Origin of the sequence: Trichococcus flocculiformis (assembly GCF_963662535.1) — a bacterium.
In the GTDB taxonomy this organism is placed as follows: domain Bacteria; phylum Bacillota; class Bacilli; order Lactobacillales; family Aerococcaceae; genus Trichococcus; species Trichococcus flocculiformis.
Map to the genome: position 1 here is coordinate 2,438,699 of NZ_OY759718.1, position 17,910 is coordinate 2,456,608.

A 17,910-nucleotide genomic window follows, 5' to 3' on the forward strand; every position below is an offset into this window, starting at 1 on the left:
TGACTGAAACAAGTGCATGTTGTTCGACTGTTTTCCGATTTTCACTGCAATTTTTTTCTGCAGTTTTTTCTCAACCAAATCATAGCACGCAAAGGTCCCAAGGAGGAGCAATAACACTTCTGGATCAGTTGATATTTTTCTTCAATGCCTCAAGATTATCCAGCATGACCGAAAGATAATCCGAACCCTTTTTCTGGTCCTCTTCGGTGATCCCTTCGAGAGGACTCAATACCGCCAGTTCGACGCCGACCTCTTCCGCAAGCGTCTCCGCGGTCTGTGAAGAAGCATTGTTCTCAAAATAAATATGCGAAATATTGTTGGCTTTCACGTAATCGGAAAGTGTGGCCAAAGCTGCCGCGCTCGGTTCAACCTCGGCATTCAGACCCGTTACGGAAATCTGATTAAGATCATAGCGGGCCGCCAAATAAGCGAAAGCCGCATGCTGCGTCACGAAAGTACGGTTTTCTGTTCCTTCAAATGCAGCTCGGTAGGCTTCATCCAATTCATTCAGTTTCCCGTTATAAATTCCGGCATTTTCCAGATAATCCTCAGCATTGTCTGGATCCGCTTCAGCTAATCCTTCCGCAATCGTCGATACCTCTGTCTGCGCAAGCACAGGGTCCAACCAAACATGCGGATCGACAGTATGCGAATGACCAGCATTCGCCCCTTCCTCCTCAGACTCATGATCGTGCGCGTGAGCCTCGCCTTCATACTCCAACAGCATGATTGCGTCGCTCGCACAAATGACCACCATATCCGAAGTATCGATGGACGCCAGCACACCCGGCACCCATGTCTCCATCTCGGGACTGTTGTAGATGAAAACATCGGCATCTTGGATTTCGGCGATCATCTGGCTCGAAGGTTCAAAGGAATGCACCTCCATTCCGGCTTCCAAAAGCATGCTCACCTCGGCATCGTCCTGCGCAACCTGTTTCGTAAAATCGTACATCGGATAAAAGGTCGTGACAACCTGCAGCTTGTCCGACTCCGTATTTTCTGTTGTGCTCCCGGCTGCTCCGCAACCAGCCAATAGTGCAGTTGCCCCTACTAGCGACAAAGCCCACTTCATGCTCTTTTTTTGTTTCATTTTGCTCTTCCTCCGTCTTCTCTTTATGGACTATCCAAAATCGGATAATGATTCTCACTCGACAAATCGTAACGATTACGTTTTAAAGGATAACTGAAAGATTATGCAGATGCAAGCATTTTGTATCAAATAATTTAATCCTTCATATGTATAAATTTTTATACTTATCGAAAGCAACCCACTCCTGTCCTTACTACAACGCAAAAAAAAGGAAGTGCTCCAACTTTCGGAACACTTCCTCCTAAATCAGTAGTCTCATCCTCGCTTCATTGATTGTTCAATCTTAATGATCTACGAACTTTTCAATACTGGTTACGCTTGGTTTTCAGGCAAGTCATCTAAGCTTTCGCTTCCAGTTGCTTGAATGAAATCTACTGTTTATTGATCTTAGAATGGATCAAGTTTTCATGGCTTAGAAAATTATCTAGGACACAAATTCCGAACCATCTAAGATTTTGCATTAACAGCTTGACTGAAAAGCTGTTAACCGGAAAATCTTTTTGAAGGATTTCCCTGAAAGAGTGGCATACTCTTTTTTGTTTCTTAGTCTTACTTAGTATGTCTCTCTTTGTATAGTTATAATAACATGTAAGCGTTATCAAGTCAAGCAGAAAATGACGATTTAAATAAAAAAATTTCCCAAATTTTTCACCTAAACCGTCACGCTGCTTTTGTATATTAATCGATCATCAGACTCATCATGACGCCATCGATAAATTCCCCGTCAATCAACATGGCACGCGGCATCACCGCTTCTCGTTGGTACCCCATTTTTTCATAAAGATGGATGGCGCGTTCGTTTTCGCCATGGACTGTCAGCTCCAAGCGGCGGATCACGCCGCTCTCGATTGCCCAAGTCTCGATTTCTTCCATAAGGACCGATCCGATTCCGAATCCCCAATACTCCTTCTCGACCGTAATGCCGACTTCACCGACATGTCTAAGTTTGGGTTTATCCGTTGCCCCGACAGACGCCAAACCAATCAATTGCTTGTTATTTATCGTCGCGATCAGCATGACATTGTTGTCTTTCTCCATCAAGTCTTCCAGATAAAGTTCCTCGAAAGCTTCGGACAATTCCAACCCTTCAGCTCCATATGCCAAATACGGTGTCTCAGCGCCAGTCTTTTTGCTGAAAGCGATGATGTCTTTTGCATCGGCCGGAATGGCTTCCCGGATCATGATTTCGACTTTTTCTCTCTTGCGCATATTATTGTCCTTCTTTCTTGAGTATTCCCTGTAGTGTTTCGACCAAAGCATCATAGCGTTCGCCGGTCGGGATAAATGTGACTTCCCGGTTTTCATAAAATTCCCCGGTAGGGACCAATTGGATCGTCAAATATGCATCCGGCAATTCCTCTTCGATGAAGGTAGCCCATTCAATCACCGAAACCCCATTCCCATACAGATATTCCTCCAAGCCCATATCATCGCCTCCGACATCCTCCAGACGATAAACATCCATATGGTACAGCGGCAACCTGCCTTTCGTGTACTCTCTGATCAAAGTATACGTGGGGCTCTTTATGACAGTATCAATACCTAAGCCCTTCGCCAACCCTTTTGTAAAGGTTGTTTTCCCGGCACCTAGATCTCCCTCAAGGAGTATGACGTCTTTCGGTTCCAATAGTTGCGCCAATTGCGCAGCTATCCACTTTGTTTCTTCTTCATTCTTTGCTGTTAAGGTGAACATTCTGTTTCTGCCCCCATCTTCACCAATTTATTTTGTTCCATTCCTTATTATAGAAATATTCACTCCGGAATGCACCTTTTTTCTGAGCATAGTCCAATTTGGCTTGCAAAAAAAAATGGAAAGCCGGATTTGATCCATGCTTTCCATTCTCTTATTAATCAAGTAATGTTTGGTTTGCTGTGATGATGGCTGTTTTATAGACATCTTCTTCGTTACATCCGCGCGACAAATCGGAGATCGGTTTGTTCAAACCTTGCAGGATTGGGCCTACTGCTTCGAAACCACCGAAACGTTGTGCAATTTTGTAGCCGATATTTCCTGATTGGATTTCAGGGAATATAAAGACTTTGGCTTGACCGGCTACAGTTGAGCCAGGTGCTTTTTGTTTAGCGACTACTTCAGAGAAAGCTGCATCGAATTGCAGTTCACCGTCAATGTTGTATTGAGGAGCCAATTCTTTTGCGATTCTTGTAGCTTCCACTACTTTGTCAACTTCTGGTGATGCCGCTGAACCTTTTGTTGAGAAGCTCATCAAAGCAACATTTGGTTGGATTTCGAACATTTCAGCTGTCTTAGCACTTTCAACAGCGATTTCAGCCAATTCTTGAGCGCCAGGATTGATGTTGATTGCACAGTCAGCGAAAAGGAATCTTTCAGTACCACGGATCATGATGAAAGCACCACTTGTGCGGCTTACGCCTGGTTTTGTTTTGATGATTTGAAGTGCTGGACGGACAGTATCACCTGTAGAGTGAACGGCACCGCTCACTAAGCCATCTGCCAAACCCATGTGTACTAGCATTGTTCCGAAATAATTCTCATCCAACAATAATTTTTTTGCTTGTTCTTCATTGACTTTTCCGTTACGGCGAGCGACAAATGACGCAACCATTTCATCGAGTTCAGCATAATCAGTTGGATCGATGATTTGGATACCATTTAGTCTGAATCCGCGGCCTTTTGCAGCTTCTTTAACTGCATCCACATTTCCGATAACGATTGGTTCCACTAAGTCTTCCGCTTTAAGACGTACGACTGCACCTAAGATTCTTGGTTCTAAGCCTTCCGGGAAAACGATTTTTATTTTTTTTCCTACGATTTTTTGGCTTAAGCCTTCAAACATGTCCAAAAAAAATCCCTCCAGATTCGATTTATAATACTCAACTATCATACAGCAAATACGAAAAAAAAAACAGACATTTATGGAATTTACTGTTACAATTTCATCATTTCTCATGAAACTGTCATATCTCCTTCACTTTTTTGCGGGCCTTATCTTTTGCAATCCTTTACATTGTTGTTTATACTATGTTTTAGCATTTAAAAGTAGCATAATAAAAGGAGTCCTTCAATATGTCCATTTATGAATATTCAGCAACTAAAACAGATCAGTCATCTGTATCATTGGAACAGTATAAAGGAAAAGTCATCTGCATCGTCAACACAGCTTCGAAGTGCGGTTTGGTGGGGCAATTGGATGAACTGGAGGAGCTTTACGAAAAATACAAAGACAAGGATTTCATCATTTTGGGATTTCCATCGAATCAGTTCAATAACCAAGAACCTTTGAATGGAGTCGAAGCTGCTGAATTCTGCCGACTCAATTATGGCGTCACTTTTCCGATTTTCGATAAAATCGAAGTGAACGGTGAGAATGCAGATCCTCTTTACAAATATCTGGTCGAACAGACCGGAGGCGGTGCGATCAAGTGGAATTTCACGAAATTTCTCATCGGCCGCGACGGCGAAATCATCAAGCGTTTTGCCCCGATCACGGCACCGAAGAAAATGACGAAGCTGATCGAAAGCGCACTGGAACAACCAAACCCTCTTTGAGTGCACAAAAAGGCAAGGCCACTGAGTTTCACTCAGTTGCCTTGCCTTTGTTTATTGGTTCTATTTCATTGTTCTGTATAAAATTCCTGCAAGAGCCTGCTCATCTGCTGGTAACGCGGGAACATCGCCGCATAGACGGACTTGCTGTCTTCGTTCGGTTGATGTTCGATTGAAGCACCCATCAACTTTTCTGCGTCATCCACGGATTCCACCAAGCCCAAGCTCTTCAGCGTGATCAAAGCGGCACCCGTACAGGAACTTTCAAAAGTTTCCGGGAATTCGATCGGCATACCGATGATATCCGTCAAGATTTGGCGCCAAGCCAGCGAGCGCGAAAAGCCCCCGCTGGCCATGATTTTTGTTGGTTCGCCGTTCATAGAGATGACCGTTGCCAGCACATCCTTCAGATTCAGGCAGATCCCCTCCAAAACGGAGCGCAAAAAATGTTCTTTCGTATGCAGCATGTTGATGCCGCTGAAATTCCCTCTGGCATCCGCATTCCACAAAGGCGCCCGTTCTCCGTTCAGATAGGGATGAAAAACCAACCCATCAGCGCCAGGTGCGACGTTCGCAATCATCTCCATCGCTTTGTCGTAGAGATCCTCATCAGCAACATTGGCCGGCAAAAATTGTTTGATGGCCCAATCAAAGATGTTTCCGCCATTGTTGACGGCGCCGCCGTTCACATAATGGTTTTCATCCAGGATATAACTGAATGTACGTCCTTCCGGGCTTACATAAGGTTTTTCACTCGTCATCCGGACCGCACCACTCGTACCGATCGTGATTGTTGCCGTACCGGCGCGAATCGCTCCCATACCCAAGTTGGCTAAGCAGCCGTCATTCCCTCCAACTATGAAGGGCGTATCCGCAGCCAGCCCCAGCAACTCAGCCACTTCCTCCGAGAGGCCGCTCAGTTGTTTACCAGGATTTACCGGCAACGGCAGCATTTGACTCGTGATGCCACAGAATTCCAGAATTTCCTCATCCCAGCGGAATTCCCGGATATTGAACAATCCGGTAGCCGAGGCAACGGAATAGTCCACGACGAATTCACCGAACAGCCGCCAGAGAATGTATTCCTTGATGCCGATGAACCAACGCGCTGCTTGGAACACTTCGGGCTTTTCTGCTTTCAGCCAAAGAATCTTGCTTATCGGGGACATCGGATGCAGCGGTGTGCCTGTTTTTTCGTAAAAACGCTGGCCCATTCCGGAATGCTTCAGCATGCTTGCGTATTTTTTTGAACGATTATCGGCCCAGGTGATGCTCCGAGTCAACGGCGTTCCTTCCGCGTCCATGAGGATCAAGCTGTGCATGGCGCTCGAAAAGCCGATCCCGGCAATATCCGTCGGGCCCAGTTCAGCTTTCTGTATGACTGCTTTTATTGTTTTCAATACGGCTGAAAAGATCTCATCCAAGTCTTGTTCCGCCATTTCGGGATTCTCTTTAATTAATGGATAATGTGCGTACGCTGATTCATAAGCTGAGCCGTCCGTTTCGTACAGTACGGCTTTTGTGCTTGTGGTACCGACATCCACTCCCATGACATATCGTGCTGCCAAATAAAAAACCACCAATCCAAAAAATTTATCTTATTTTTCCACGACCTTAATCATTATAGCAAAATTCCACAAGCATTGGCGCAAATTTTTTGATAATGTTTAATATTCTGGCTTCGATGGTTTACATTTTCTTAACGGAATCTTTTCTGGAAATCCATCGCTGTCTGCTATACTGGTGACATCCATGCACAAGGAGGAATAATTTTGGGTTACTACGATCAACATATGCATACGCATTTTTCGCCCGATTCTGCGGAATCATTTGAAAATTATCTCGAGCAAACAGACGGACTGCTCGTTACAACGGAGCACCTGGATTTCCACGATGCCTACAACGGCGGCGTGGACACTGTCTTGGATTATGCCACCTACAGGGATAAAATAGACGCACTGAACACAATCCACGATGGACGCATCCGCTGTGGCATCGAGGTCGGCTATACGCCTGAGTCCCACGCGCAAATTACAGCTTATCTGGAAGGCAAAGCCTTTGATGTCATCCTGCTGAGTGTTCACCAAAACGGGCGCTATGATTACTTGCAGCCAATCATCGATGAGATGGACCCCAAAGCGGTCATGAAGGAATATTTCGAGCTCTGTACGCAAGCTGTCCGGCAAGTCGATGGCGCAAATGTTTTCGCGCACTTTGATTACGGAATCCGTCGCTTGCCCGTCACGGTAGACGATCTTCGGGAATTCGAGCCTTTGCTGAAGGGGCTGCTCGATGAAATCGTGGCGAAAGAAATGGCACTGGAATTGAACACGCGCAGCATGTATGAATACAACAACGCCGACTTGTACCGCTATATGATCGGCCTCTATCTGGAAATGGGCGGTACCCGATTCAGTCTTGGTTCAGATGCGCACAGCATCCAGAAATACCGCTATCACTTCGACGATGCCATCGCGTTGTTAAAGGATTTGGGTGTGCACGAATTGACCCTTTTCAAAAATCAAGTTGGCTATACCGAACCCATCTGAATCGGCTGTAAACTATATCTTTGATGGAGGAACCTCATGACCAATACCAAAGAAATCTACAAGGAAATTTGCTTTGTTTTTGCCCGACTGGGTCTTTTCGCTTTTGGGGGTCCAGCCGCACACATCGCCATGATGGAGGACGAATTGGTGACGAAGCGGGAATGGCTTAAAAAGACGGAATTCATGGATCTGCTCGGATTCACGAATCTGATTCCCGGTCCGAACTCTACGGAACTGGCTATCGCGTTGGGCTACAAGCGCGGCGGGAAAATCGGATTGTTTTTGGCGGGCATTTGTTTCATCTTTCCGGCCATGACAATCTTGTTGCTGCTGGCTATGTTCTATAAACAGTACGGCGAAGTGCCGCTCATCGAAGCGCTTTTCAGCGGCATCAAACCGGTCATCCTTGCAGTCATCATCCAGGCCCTTTTTCGGCTGGGACAGACGACCATCAAGGACAGCAAATCGTTGCTTTTGTTCTTGGCGGCCTATCTGCTGTCGCTGATGGGCGTCGGCGAAATCACGATCCTCATCCTGACCGGACTGACGATGCTGCTGATGCAGCAATTATCCAAATGGCGCTCGCATCATCTGGCGATCGAACCGATGTCGCTGATGCTGCTGTTCCTGACTTTCTTGAAAATCGGATCGGTCCTTTACGGGAGCGGCTATGTGCTATTGGCTTTTTTACAGGCTGAATTCATCGAGCGCTATGCTGCGCTGACCAGCACACAGTTGCTGGATGCCGTTGCGATCGGCCAGTTCACCCCAGGCCCGGTCTTCACGACGGCGACTTTTGTTGGCTATCTGATTCAGGGCGTCCCGGGTGCCATCTTGGCGACTGTCGGCATCTTTTTGCCTTCCTTCCTGCTGATTCTTTTGTTGCATCCGCTGTTCAACCGACTACGATCATCCGAAATCTTCTCCGTTATTTTGGACGGAATCACGATTGCTTCGCTGGCATTGATGGCATCCGTATCTTGGCAATTGGGGATGGCCACCTTCGTCTCTTGGGTCAGTGTCGTCATTTTTGCCGCCAGTTTTATCGGCCTCACTCGATTCAAGGTGAATTCTTCCTATCTGATCATCATGGGTGGATTCATCGGTTGGCTGGTCACGATGTTTTGAATGTATCATCCAGACAAAAAGCCCCTCATCACTTGCCTTATTCCGGCGGTGATGAGGGGCTCTTTTTAAAACTCCAAAATATTTCGCTTCTCTACTTTCATAAAAACGAGCTCGCCTTTATCAAGCAGATTGAAGGTGCGGTACAGATGATCCGCTCGCAGCGCAACGCCCTGCTCGGTTTCGATCACGTATGACAAAATATTCCCGCTGATCGTTTCATCGATGACTTTCCCTTTGAAATACAGGTGTTCATCCGTCTCAGGCTGCGGTTCCTTGAAATACTCGATGGCCTCCGGACGGATGGCGATTTGGCTAGCCTGCGTTTTTATCCGGGTCAGCTTTTCAAACTCCGAACCGCTCAACAAATTGTAGTTGCCGATGAACGAAGCTACGAAATGCGTTTTGGGATGCGTATATATTTCCGTCGGTGTGCCGGACTGCTCGATTTTTCCGGCAGCCATGACATGAATGACATCCGACATCAGCATCGCTTCATCTTGATCATGTGTCACAAAAATCGTCGTGATATGCAAAGCCTTCTGGATGCGACGGATCTGCTTTTGGAGATTCTTCCGCAACAACGCATCAATAGCAGACAGCGGCTCATCCAGCAACAATACTTTCGGTTCAGTCACGATGGCGCGTGCCAAAGCTACCCGTTGCTTCTGGCCGCCGGACAATTGCGTCGGATAATGGTTCTCTTTACCGGACAAGCCAACGAGCTCGATCATGCGGGCGACTTTTTCTTTGATCAGACCCGGATCCATTTTCTGCATCTTCAAACCGAATGCGATGTTCTCCGCTACATTCATGTTGGGGAACAGCGAGTATTGTTGAAAGACCATTCCGATATTCCGTTTCCCCGGCGGTAACTCCGTCACATCCTGACCGTTGATGTGGATGCTCCCCCCATCGATACTTTCAAAACCGGCAAGCGAACGCAACAAAGTTGATTTTCCGCAACCGGATGGGCCCAACAACGTGACCAAGTCGCCTTCATTCACCTGCAGATCAAGATTTTTCAACACTAAATTTTCACCGTCATATGATTTTCGAATGTTTCTGAATTCTATATAAGCCATTATTTCTCCTCTATACGTAACAAAACGTGAAGCTATAACTCCATTTTTGTATTTGTTTTTGCTTTTTTGGTCTCTTTCGATCCCAGATAACCCGCCAAATTCGTCAAAATCAGCATGATGCAGAAGATGACTACTGAAATAGCGCTGGCTGCATGTCCCGATACACTTCTGGTCTTATCCAGGAAAATGCTGGTTGTTTCATAGTAACTTCCAGCAATGATGTTCACCAATACGAAATCGCTGAACAAAATGCCTATCGAGAGCAAAATCGTCGCAACCAGTCCCTTCAACACGCTAGGTACGATGATCCGGAAATAGGCATAAAGCCTACTGGCGCCCAACGTTTCCGCGGCTTCCAGAATCGGCATGACTTCCAGTGTGGTCAAAGCATTTTTGATGCCTTGGTACATGTAGGGAAGAATGACGATTCCGTAGGCACAGCTCAATAAAAAAATGCGATTCGACAGAAAGGTGCTGGAAGAGGCATAGAGCGAAATGATTGATACCGCAAGGATGACCCCTTGGATGCCGTAAGGGATTTTTGACAATAGGTCCAAATACTTATCCCATTTCGGGTAATGAATCTGCACGACATACATCGCCAACAAAAGCAGCAGCAATAGAACCAACGTCGGAATGATCGCGATCAGCAAAGACCTGCCTATCGCGCCCGCCATCCCGCCTGACTCCACAAAAATTCCGCTATAAAATTCAAAAGTGAACCCTTCCGGGATGATGTTGCTCAAATCCCTGAACAAAGAATTCAACAGCGTCACAAACAGCGGCAGCAGTAAAACCACGGACAGGATGACGATGATGAATGACGAAAAGGGCGTGCTTCGTTTCTTCATTTTTTACACACCCTTTCTGAATTTCTTTAACAGGCTGTTGCTTAAAACCGTCATCGTGCTCATCAATACGAGCATCACGATCGACAAGGCACTTCCCAACTCCACTTGTTGGACGACATCACCTGTGAACATGGATGAAATCCGGATCGGCAATAAGGCATAATTGTTCCCGAGCAGAGCATACGGTGTCGCATAGGCTGCCAGCGCATTGGAGAAGAGGACGGAAAAGGTTCCGAAAATGCTGGGGAGCACCAACGGGAGGCCGATTTTTGTCCAGAATTGCCATGCCGTCGCATTCATCAGGCTCGCCGCTTCCTTGTATTCGGTTTTGATGCCGTCAAACGAAGGATAAAGCAACAAGGTCGCCAGAGGAATCTGGAAATAAATGAAGGTGATGAGGATCCCTGAGGTTGTGTACAGGTCGTAGTTGTTCAATACAGCCAAGTTCCATTTCTCACCCAATGTCGTCAGTATCCCTGAATTCCCCAACAACAGGATGAACGCAAACGCCAATACGATTCCTTGGAAGTTTGAAGTCATGTTCAAAGTGGTGATGTAGAACTTTTTCATCCTGTCGCCCGCTGTATGGATGGCATAGGCACCCAGGAGCGCCAACGCGATCCCGATGAATGCGGAAAGCAAGGAAACGAACAGGCTGTTCTTGATCGACATCAAGTAGTATTCGCTCGTAAACAAGGTCGTGAAATTGGCGAACGTAACGCTGCCTGTTGCCGAATTCCTGAAGCTGTTGATGAAGATGTTGGCTAACGGCATCAATTCGAACAGGAGGATGAGCAGCGCGAACGGCAGCAGCAATATGAGATACTTGCGTTTTTCATTCTGCAGCATCGCCAGACCCTCTTTTCATAAGGATTCCCTGAACCGCCTGCATGCGATCTCCGGCCGGAATGCCCAGCAAATTGCATAAAAATGGCGCAATCTCGAGCTGCGGGACGACTGCCTCTTCTTTGCGGAAGTCTTTGACGATTACCTTATCAGAAAACAAATAGAGCGGAACCAACCGATCTTCGTCAGAAATACCGTTATGTGTATGGTAGTCATTCATGCCATGATCGGAAGTGACCACGATCTGATAGCCTTCGCTCATCCATCTCCAGATGTACTGAGAAAGTTCAGCATCAACGCGGACGGCCGCCTGTACATATTCCTTGCTGTCGGCGCCGAATTTATGGCCGGCATCATCGATGTTCATCGAATGGATCAGCGTATAATCCGTCGCTTTCTTCCGGATCAAGTAATCGCCATCCGCAATCAGATGACTGTCCGGGTAATGATCTTCATGATAAAAAATGCCATGCTCGATGAGAGCATTCGTATCCAGTTGAATGCGATCCTCCATCATTTGAAAGGGTGCCCGATTATACAGCTCGCTTACCCAGAAGTAAGCGGCCGCCCCCGTCTTGAGTCCGTTGTCCTTGGCGATTTCAAAAACACTCTGTTCTTTGGAACGACGGACTGTGCGATTCGAGGTGATGCCGTTTTCGGCAGCCGGCACACCAGTCTGCAGAACTTCATACAAGGGCCTTGATTGTGCGGGCATTTCTGATGTGATGGTGTAAGCCGCCATGATTCCTTTTTCGACCAGATGTTCCAAGAAGCCCATATGGTTATGGGCTGTCTTGGCATTCAATCCGTCCAACACTACAAAAATTACTTTATCCACTCTATTCAACCTCGATTATTTTACTTTTGTCAGTACTTCTTCTTGCCATCTTTGGCCCAGGCCGGCTGCAGCCTCTTCCCATGCATCAAAGTCAGAGACCGGTTGCGCCTTCACGTATTGCTCTTCCGGAAGCAAGATATCCTGCACTTCTTGCGGCAATTCGACATTATCACGGATAGGACGTGCGTAGCCTTTCGCCAAGTTGATCTGGCCTTCATCAGAAAGGATATATTCGCGGGCTAAGGCTGCAGCATGCGGATTGGGAGACGTCGAATTGATGACTGTTGCATATCCGCTTTGGATCGTTCCATCCAACGGAACAGTCACTTCAAAACTGGCATTCGGATTTGTTTCGGAAACTTGGTTCGCATAATTCAATGCGTTGAAGTCCCAGAACAAGCCGACTTCGATTTCGCCTGATTCTAAACGGGCCAATGAAGTGTCGCCCAGGTCCAATCTGCCTTGTTCAGCCAGTTGCGCAAAAAAGGCAATGCCTGGATCCAAGTTGGTTTCATCTCCGCCATTTGCGATGGCTGCAGCCAGTACCGCATTTTGTGCTTGGGTTGCGGCATTTACATCACCGATCGTAACTTTATAATCGCCTTCCAAAATATCCGCGAAGCTGGTCGGGATATCCGTTACTTTTTCAGAATTAGTGATGAACGCTAATGTTCCGTAATAACCGACGATCCAATCGCCATCATCATCCTTCGCCCACTCCGGAATATCATCCCAGTAAGATGTTTTGTAGGCCAATGTCAGGCCGTCCGCTTCGGCAACAGGTCCGAAAGATTGGCCGACATCGCCGATATCCTTCGTCGGATTTTTCTGTTCCGCTTTGAACAAAGCCAATTCTTCAGCTGAACTCATATCCGTGTCCGCATGCGTCAAGTTGTAAGTTGTTTCGAGTTCGTCCCAAGTCTCGCCCCAGTTGGCCCATGTATCCGGCATCCCTACCGATTCCACATGGCCCTCTTCTTTGGCTTGTGTTTCAATTTCACTCAATGTCAAGGCGTTCAGATCGACTTCCGCCTCAGCAGTTGTCGCTGCTCCCGTTCCACATGCGCTCAAAACAAGCATGCTGCTCAATGCCAAACCGGCAAACAATCTTTTGTTGGACAATCTCATTTTATTCTCTCCTTATTTATGAATGAATTTTTCATTCTTTTTCGTTACGTATTTGACTACAAATAAATACTAACAGTCGGATGTAAAGAACAGTTGGATTCGTTGTTAACCTTTTGTAAACGGCAATGAAACCATGCGGTTGCAGCATTCCTTTCGAAAAAATTGGATAGCACTAGCTTCTGTTCATTCAGACGCAATGACGAGCTAAAACATGAATAATAGAAAGTTATCCATGGTTCCGGAACCTGCCTCAGCAAGCAACACTAAAATTGTCGAGGCACATATGCAAAAAAAGCAAGGAGAGCGGCGAATCGATCCGCTGCTCTCCTTGCTTTTCAGTTTAGTCTATCCATTTGACGTAATCTTCGTCTTCCATCGCCTCGACGGCACCCAACAGGTAGCCATTCCCGACTTGCGAGAAGAAGTCGTGGTTGCTGGTGCCGGTCGAGATACCGTTCATGACGATCGGATTCACATCGTCGGCCGTGTCCGGGAACAACGGATCGAAGCCCAGGTTCTGCAGGGCTTTGTTTGCATTGTAGCGAATGAAAACTTTGACGCGCTCCGTCCAGCCCAACTCGTCGTAGATGTATTGCGTGTATTTCACTTCATTATTGTAGAGTTCATACGTCAGCATATAGACCCAGTTCTTGACTTCTTCCTGCTCCGTTTCGGACAGTTGGTTGTAAGCGATCTGGAATTTATAGCCGATATACGTGCCGTGGACCGATTCGTCGCGCAGGATCAGTTTGATGATCTCCGCGACGTTCGGCAATTTGTTGTTGCCGAGGTACCAAAGCGGTGCATAAAATCCGGAATAGAACAAGAAAGATTCCAACAGCACGCTGGCAGCTTTCTTTTCCAACTGATTGCCGGATTTGTAGATATCGTTGATCAGACTGGCTTTGCGTTGGATAAATTCGTTGCTGTTGGTCCAGTTGAAGATGTCCTCGATTTCAGCCTTCGTATTCAAGGTGCTGAAGATCGAGGAATAACTTTTCGCGTGCACCGATTCCATGAATTGGATATTGTTCAATACCGCTTCCTCGTGTTGCGTGCGCATATCTTCCTTCATAGCGGCGATGCCGTCCTGCGATTGCAGCGTGTCCAAAAGCGTCAATCCTCCAAACACTTTCCCCAACATATCCTGCTCCGCTTTGCTGAGCGTGCGCCAGTCGTCCAAATCATTGGACAACGGGATCCGCGTATCCAGCCAAAATTGTTCCGTCAGTTTTTCCCATGTCAACTTGTCCAGCATATCTTCGATGCTGTTCCAGTTGATTGCTATATAAGGCTTGTTTGCCATCCTTCATTCCTCCGTTAGACTTTTGCGATTATTGCATGACGGGTAATCAAATACAGTGCGTTGAATCATCAGATGGTGCATGATTCACAAGCGTTCGCTCCGATTTCGTCATTGTTTTCCGTAAAAGTACGCACATAGTAAATCGATTTTGCTCCTTTTTTCCAGGCATAATTGCGCAGGATGTTCAGGTCGCGAGTCGTCATTTTGTTTGTGCGCCCTTCTTTCCATTCATACATACCTTCCGGCAATTCTGAGCGCATGAACAACGTCAGGCTCATGCCTTGGTCGATGTGCTTTTGAGCAGCGACATAAATATCGATGACACGGCGCATATCGATATCGTAGGCCGAACGATAATACGGCATTGTTTCGTTGGAAAGCTGCGGAGCCGGATAATAAGTCTTACCGGTTTTCTTCTCTTGACGTTCTTCAATCAGACGCGTGATCGGGTGCAGACTTGCACTCGTTTCATTTACATAACTGATCGAACCGGTCGGCGCAATCGCCAAACGGTTTTGGTGATACAAGCCGGATTCATGGATTGCTTGTTTCAACTGCAACCAATCTTCTTTCGTCGGAACCTTGATCCCTTCAAAGATTTGTTTGACTTTTTCGGATTGGAAAACGACATCAGTATCAGTATAGGCATCAAAATATTCGCCCGTATAATATTTGGACTTCTCGAAATTGACGAATGATTGTCCGCGTTCCTTGGCGATTTTGTTGCTGGCTGCCAAAGTGTAATAGTTCAAAAGCATAAAGTAGATGTCCGTGAATTCGATGGATTCAGGCGAACCGTAATGCATCTGATTCGTTGCGAACATCGTATGCAAGCCCATGCCGCCCAAACCGATTGTGTGCGCTAGGTCGTTCCCGTTCTTGACTGTCGGGACCGCATCGATGCTCGAGTGGTCGGTTACATAAGTCAGGGCACGGACCATCGTTTCGACCGATTTTCCGAAATCAGGCGATTGCATCAGGTTAGGGATATTCGTCGAACCCAAGTTACAGCTGATATCGGTTCCAAGCACTTCATACTCCTGCTTGTCATTCAGCAAGGAAGGTTGTTGCACCTGCAAAATCTCGGAGCACAGATTGCTCATGACGATCGTTCCGTCTACCGGATTGGTGCGGTTTGCCGTATCGATGTTGATGATGTACGGATAGCCGGATTCCTGCTGCAGTTTGCTGATCTCGTTCTCAAGGTCGCGGGCACGGATCTTCGATTTTGAAATTTCCGGATTGTTGACCAAATTTTCGTATTCCGCGGTGATATCGACATAGGAGAACGGTTTGCCGTAGATCCGCTCCACATCATATGGGCTGAACAGATACATCTGATCGTCCTTCGCCGCCAGCTCATAGAATTTGTCCGGAATGACGAGACCCAACGACAAAGTCTTCACGCGGATTTTTTCATCCGCATTCTCTTTTTTAGTGGAAAGAAAGGCCACGATATCCGGGTGGAATACGCTCAGGTACACCGCACCGGCTCCATTGCGCTGGCCCAACTGGTTGGAGTAGCTGAAGCTGTCCTCGAGAAGCTTCATGATCGGCACGACGCCGCTCGATGCGTTCTCGATTTTTTTGATCGGATCCCCGGCTGCCCGGACGTTAGACAGGTTGACCCCGACGCCTCCGCCGATGCGGGATAACTGCAGCGCGCTGTTGATCGTGCGGCCGATGCTGTTCATGTCATCCGTCGTTTGGATCAGGAAGCACGACACCAATTCCCCGCGGCGTTTTCTGCCTGCATTCAAAAAGGTAGGCGTCGCTGGTTGGTAGCGTTGATGGATCATCTCTTCCGCCAGATCGACAGCCAATTGCTGGTCCCCGTCAGCCAAAAAGAGTGCATTGAAGACGATCCGGTCTTCATAACGCTCCAAATAACGTTTGCCGTCGTTCGTCTTCAGCGCGTACTGGGTATAGAACTTGTAGGCCGCCATGAAAGACTTGAAACGGAATTTTTTGTTGTACGTATCCTGCATCAACTTTTTGATGAAATCAAGCGGGTATTTCTCCAGGAATTCTTTTTCGATGTAATCGTGCTCGATCAAATAATTCAGTTTTTCATCCAACGTATAGAAGAATACCGTGTTCGGATTCACATGCTCCAGGAAATAAGCTCGTACGGCTTCCTTATCCTTATGCAAAGGGATGGCATTATCAATCGGACGATTGATTTCATTGTTCAATTTATAATAGGTTACATCATCTGTTTTGGTTACTAATTTTGGACTATCCAAGTTCCGTCACCTTCTCTTTCAAAATCTGAATATCTTTCTCATTGCCTTGAAACTCAAACAAGTGCAGCAGCGGGACGCCATAATCGTGTGCCAAATCTTTCGCGGTAAAGCCGAAAAGCTTGCCGAAATTCAGGTTTCCACCACCCGCCACACCCTTGAAGTAAGCACGGTTTTGATCCGTCTCAATGAAATCGGTCAAAATATCCGTCACTTCTTTATCATAGGTCGGGGTAACGATGATGAATGGCTCCTCCATTTTTTGGAACGGATTACCGGCTGTTAATTCCATCGTTTCAAAGCCCAGTTTATTCACGAACTTCCTTGTTTGGCCGGTCAACGACATAAATACTACTTTCATCTTGCATCACCCTTTTCCAAACGTTCTTCATCCATTATACGTTTGTAAGAAGCGAATTACAACAAAAAGACACAACATGTAGTGTGCGCACACGGAAATCACACAACATATCGTGCCTTTGCTTGTATTTTCACTATAACCGGCCAAAACTGGCACCGCACTGAATGGTTGCCACCGGCGACATTTCAGAGTTTCATTCTAACATAATTCTCCGGGTGCACCTCGTGATACGCTCCAAAATTCACAAATTTGAATAGAATTTTTTCGCGAGCTGTTCCAGCACTTTCGGATCATCCACGAAAAAGCTATGACTGCCTCCAGGCACGATGTATTTCTGTGACCCGGGAATCAAGCGGTGCATCGCCTCTGTTTGGTCGTCGCGGATCAGATCGTATTCACCCGCCAGCAGCAAGGTTGGTGCTTGAATACGGCTCAGGTCTGCGGCAGAAAGATCCAATTCCTCCAGCATCAGCTTATGGACGCACAGTAGCTGCGTTTTTTCCGGGTCGGAATCCGGCAAAGCCAACAGTTCCTCGTAGCGTCCTAAGGTTTCTTCATAGCAATCATCGGTCAGGCCATCCGCTTCATAATTAGCACCCATAGCAATCAAAGAAGCGATCCGTTCTGGATGATGGGCCGCTAAATATAAACCCAAATTGCCGCCATCACTGAACCCGAGCACATGGATCCGTTGAATCCCTTCCTTGTCGAGCAACGCCAGGATATCCTGTGCAATCTGCTTGAATGTCAACCGTTTTACGCCAAGCTCCGATCGGCCATGACCGCGTGTATCAAGTGCATAGACTGTGAAGTATTTCGTAAAAAAAGGAAACTGCTGAGCGAAGATGTCTGAGCTCTCTCCGTTGCCATGCAACAGCAGCAAGGCATCACCGGAACCCCCTACCTGATAGAAGAGTTTTGCTTTTCCGTTCTTCATTGTCTTTCCTCTCATAGGCGAC

At 46.8% G+C, this 17,910-nt stretch carries 17 protein-coding genes; 3 read left to right on the plus strand and 14 right to left on the minus strand.

Annotated features, from left to right (window positions below):
- Window positions 1-124 precede the first annotated feature (124 nt).
- The 4 genes from ACKPCD_RS11625 to pta form a co-directional block, all read right to left on the minus strand.
- A complete protein-coding gene (locus ACKPCD_RS11625) occupies window positions 125-1,093 on the minus strand; it encodes a metal ABC transporter substrate-binding protein (protein WP_321433293.1) in 969 nt (322 codons plus the stop codon).
- Between the two features lie 678 nt (window positions 1,094-1,771).
- Complete coding sequence (locus tag ACKPCD_RS11630) at window positions 1,772-2,302, minus strand: GNAT family N-acetyltransferase (protein ID WP_068558548.1); 531 nt, start codon at window positions 2,300-2,302, stop codon at window positions 1,772-1,774.
- Window position 2,303: 1 nt separating this feature from the next.
- Window positions 2,304-2,786, minus strand: a complete 483-nt coding sequence (tsaE, locus tag ACKPCD_RS11635; RefSeq protein ID WP_086989779.1) for a tRNA (adenosine(37)-N6)-threonylcarbamoyltransferase complex ATPase subunit type 1 TsaE — start codon at window positions 2,784-2,786, stop codon at window positions 2,304-2,306.
- A 154-nt stretch (window positions 2,787-2,940) separates the two neighbouring features.
- The gene (gene pta / locus ACKPCD_RS11640; protein WP_321433294.1) at window positions 2,941-3,915 is read right to left on the minus strand and encodes a phosphate acetyltransferase; all 975 of its coding nucleotides are present in this window, start codon (window positions 3,913-3,915) and stop codon (window positions 2,941-2,943) included.
- 224 nt (window positions 3,916-4,139) lie between these two features.
- Between pta and ACKPCD_RS11645 the strand changes: the two genes are divergently transcribed.
- The gene (locus ACKPCD_RS11645) at window positions 4,140-4,622 is read left to right on the plus strand and encodes a glutathione peroxidase (RefSeq protein WP_068558564.1); all 483 of its coding nucleotides are present in this window, start codon (window positions 4,140-4,142) and stop codon (window positions 4,620-4,622) included.
- A gap of 65 nt (window positions 4,623-4,687) precedes the next feature.
- On the opposite strand, the gene ACKPCD_RS11650 is transcribed toward ACKPCD_RS11645, so the two are convergent.
- Window positions 4,688-6,187 (minus strand): gluconokinase, encoded by a 1,500-nt coding sequence (locus ACKPCD_RS11650; RefSeq protein ID WP_068558567.1) that lies wholly within the window; start codon window positions 6,185-6,187, stop codon window positions 4,688-4,690.
- Window positions 6,188-6,391: 204 nt separating this feature from the next.
- Between ACKPCD_RS11650 and ACKPCD_RS11655 the strand changes: the two genes are divergently transcribed.
- Together ACKPCD_RS11655 and chrA are read left to right on the plus strand one after the other, a co-directional pair.
- Entirely contained in the window at window positions 6,392-7,168 is a 777-nt protein-coding gene (locus ACKPCD_RS11655) for a PHP domain-containing protein (RefSeq protein WP_321433295.1), read from the plus strand.
- A gap of 36 nt (window positions 7,169-7,204) precedes the next feature.
- Entirely contained in the window at window positions 7,205-8,296 is a 1,092-nt protein-coding gene (gene chrA, locus ACKPCD_RS11660; protein WP_321433296.1) for a chromate efflux transporter, read from the plus strand.
- 65 nt (window positions 8,297-8,361) lie between these two features.
- Here the strand turns inward: chrA and ACKPCD_RS11665 are convergent, their stop codons facing one another.
- From ACKPCD_RS11665 to ACKPCD_RS11705, 9 genes are all read right to left on the minus strand, one after another.
- Entirely contained in the window at window positions 8,362-9,378 is a 1,017-nt protein-coding gene (locus tag ACKPCD_RS11665; RefSeq protein WP_086989787.1) for an ABC transporter ATP-binding protein, read from the minus strand.
- Window positions 9,379-9,410: 32 nt separating this feature from the next.
- Window positions 9,411-10,229 (minus strand): ABC transporter permease, encoded by an 819-nt coding sequence (locus tag ACKPCD_RS11670; RefSeq protein WP_321433297.1) that lies wholly within the window; start codon window positions 10,227-10,229, stop codon window positions 9,411-9,413.
- 3 nt (window positions 10,230-10,232) lie between these two features.
- Window positions 10,233-11,078 (minus strand): ABC transporter permease, encoded by an 846-nt coding sequence (locus ACKPCD_RS11675; RefSeq protein ID WP_321433298.1) that lies wholly within the window; start codon window positions 11,076-11,078, stop codon window positions 10,233-10,235.
- The gene (locus ACKPCD_RS11680) at window positions 11,065-11,922 is read right to left on the minus strand and encodes an alkaline phosphatase family protein (protein WP_407702674.1); all 858 of its coding nucleotides are present in this window, start codon (window positions 11,920-11,922) and stop codon (window positions 11,065-11,067) included. The genes ACKPCD_RS11675 and ACKPCD_RS11680 overlap by 14 nt, the downstream gene beginning before the upstream one ends.
- A 6-nt stretch (window positions 11,923-11,928) precedes the next feature.
- Window positions 11,929-13,041, minus strand: a complete 1,113-nt coding sequence (locus tag ACKPCD_RS11685; protein ID WP_321433300.1) for an ABC transporter substrate-binding protein — start codon at window positions 13,039-13,041, stop codon at window positions 11,929-11,931.
- 340 nt (window positions 13,042-13,381) lie between these two features.
- Window positions 13,382-14,347 carry a class 1b ribonucleoside-diphosphate reductase subunit beta gene (nrdF, locus tag ACKPCD_RS11690; RefSeq protein WP_068558591.1) on the minus strand — a complete coding sequence of 322 codons (966 nt, stop codon included), beginning with the start codon at window positions 14,345-14,347 and terminating at the stop codon, window positions 13,382-13,384.
- Window positions 14,348-14,415: 68 nt separating this feature from the next.
- A complete protein-coding gene (gene nrdE, locus ACKPCD_RS11695; protein ID WP_086989797.1) occupies window positions 14,416-16,593 on the minus strand; it encodes a class 1b ribonucleoside-diphosphate reductase subunit alpha in 2,178 nt (725 codons plus the stop codon).
- Window positions 16,586-16,951, minus strand: coding sequence for a class Ib ribonucleoside-diphosphate reductase assembly flavoprotein NrdI (gene nrdI / locus ACKPCD_RS11700; protein ID WP_068558596.1), 366 nt, complete (start codon window positions 16,949-16,951; stop codon window positions 16,586-16,588). The genes nrdE and nrdI overlap by 8 nt, the downstream gene beginning before the upstream one ends.
- Window positions 16,952-17,192: 241 nt before the next feature.
- A complete protein-coding gene (locus ACKPCD_RS11705) occupies window positions 17,193-17,888 on the minus strand; it encodes an alpha/beta fold hydrolase (RefSeq protein WP_321433301.1) in 696 nt (231 codons plus the stop codon).
- Window positions 17,889-17,910: the final 22 nt, after the last annotated feature.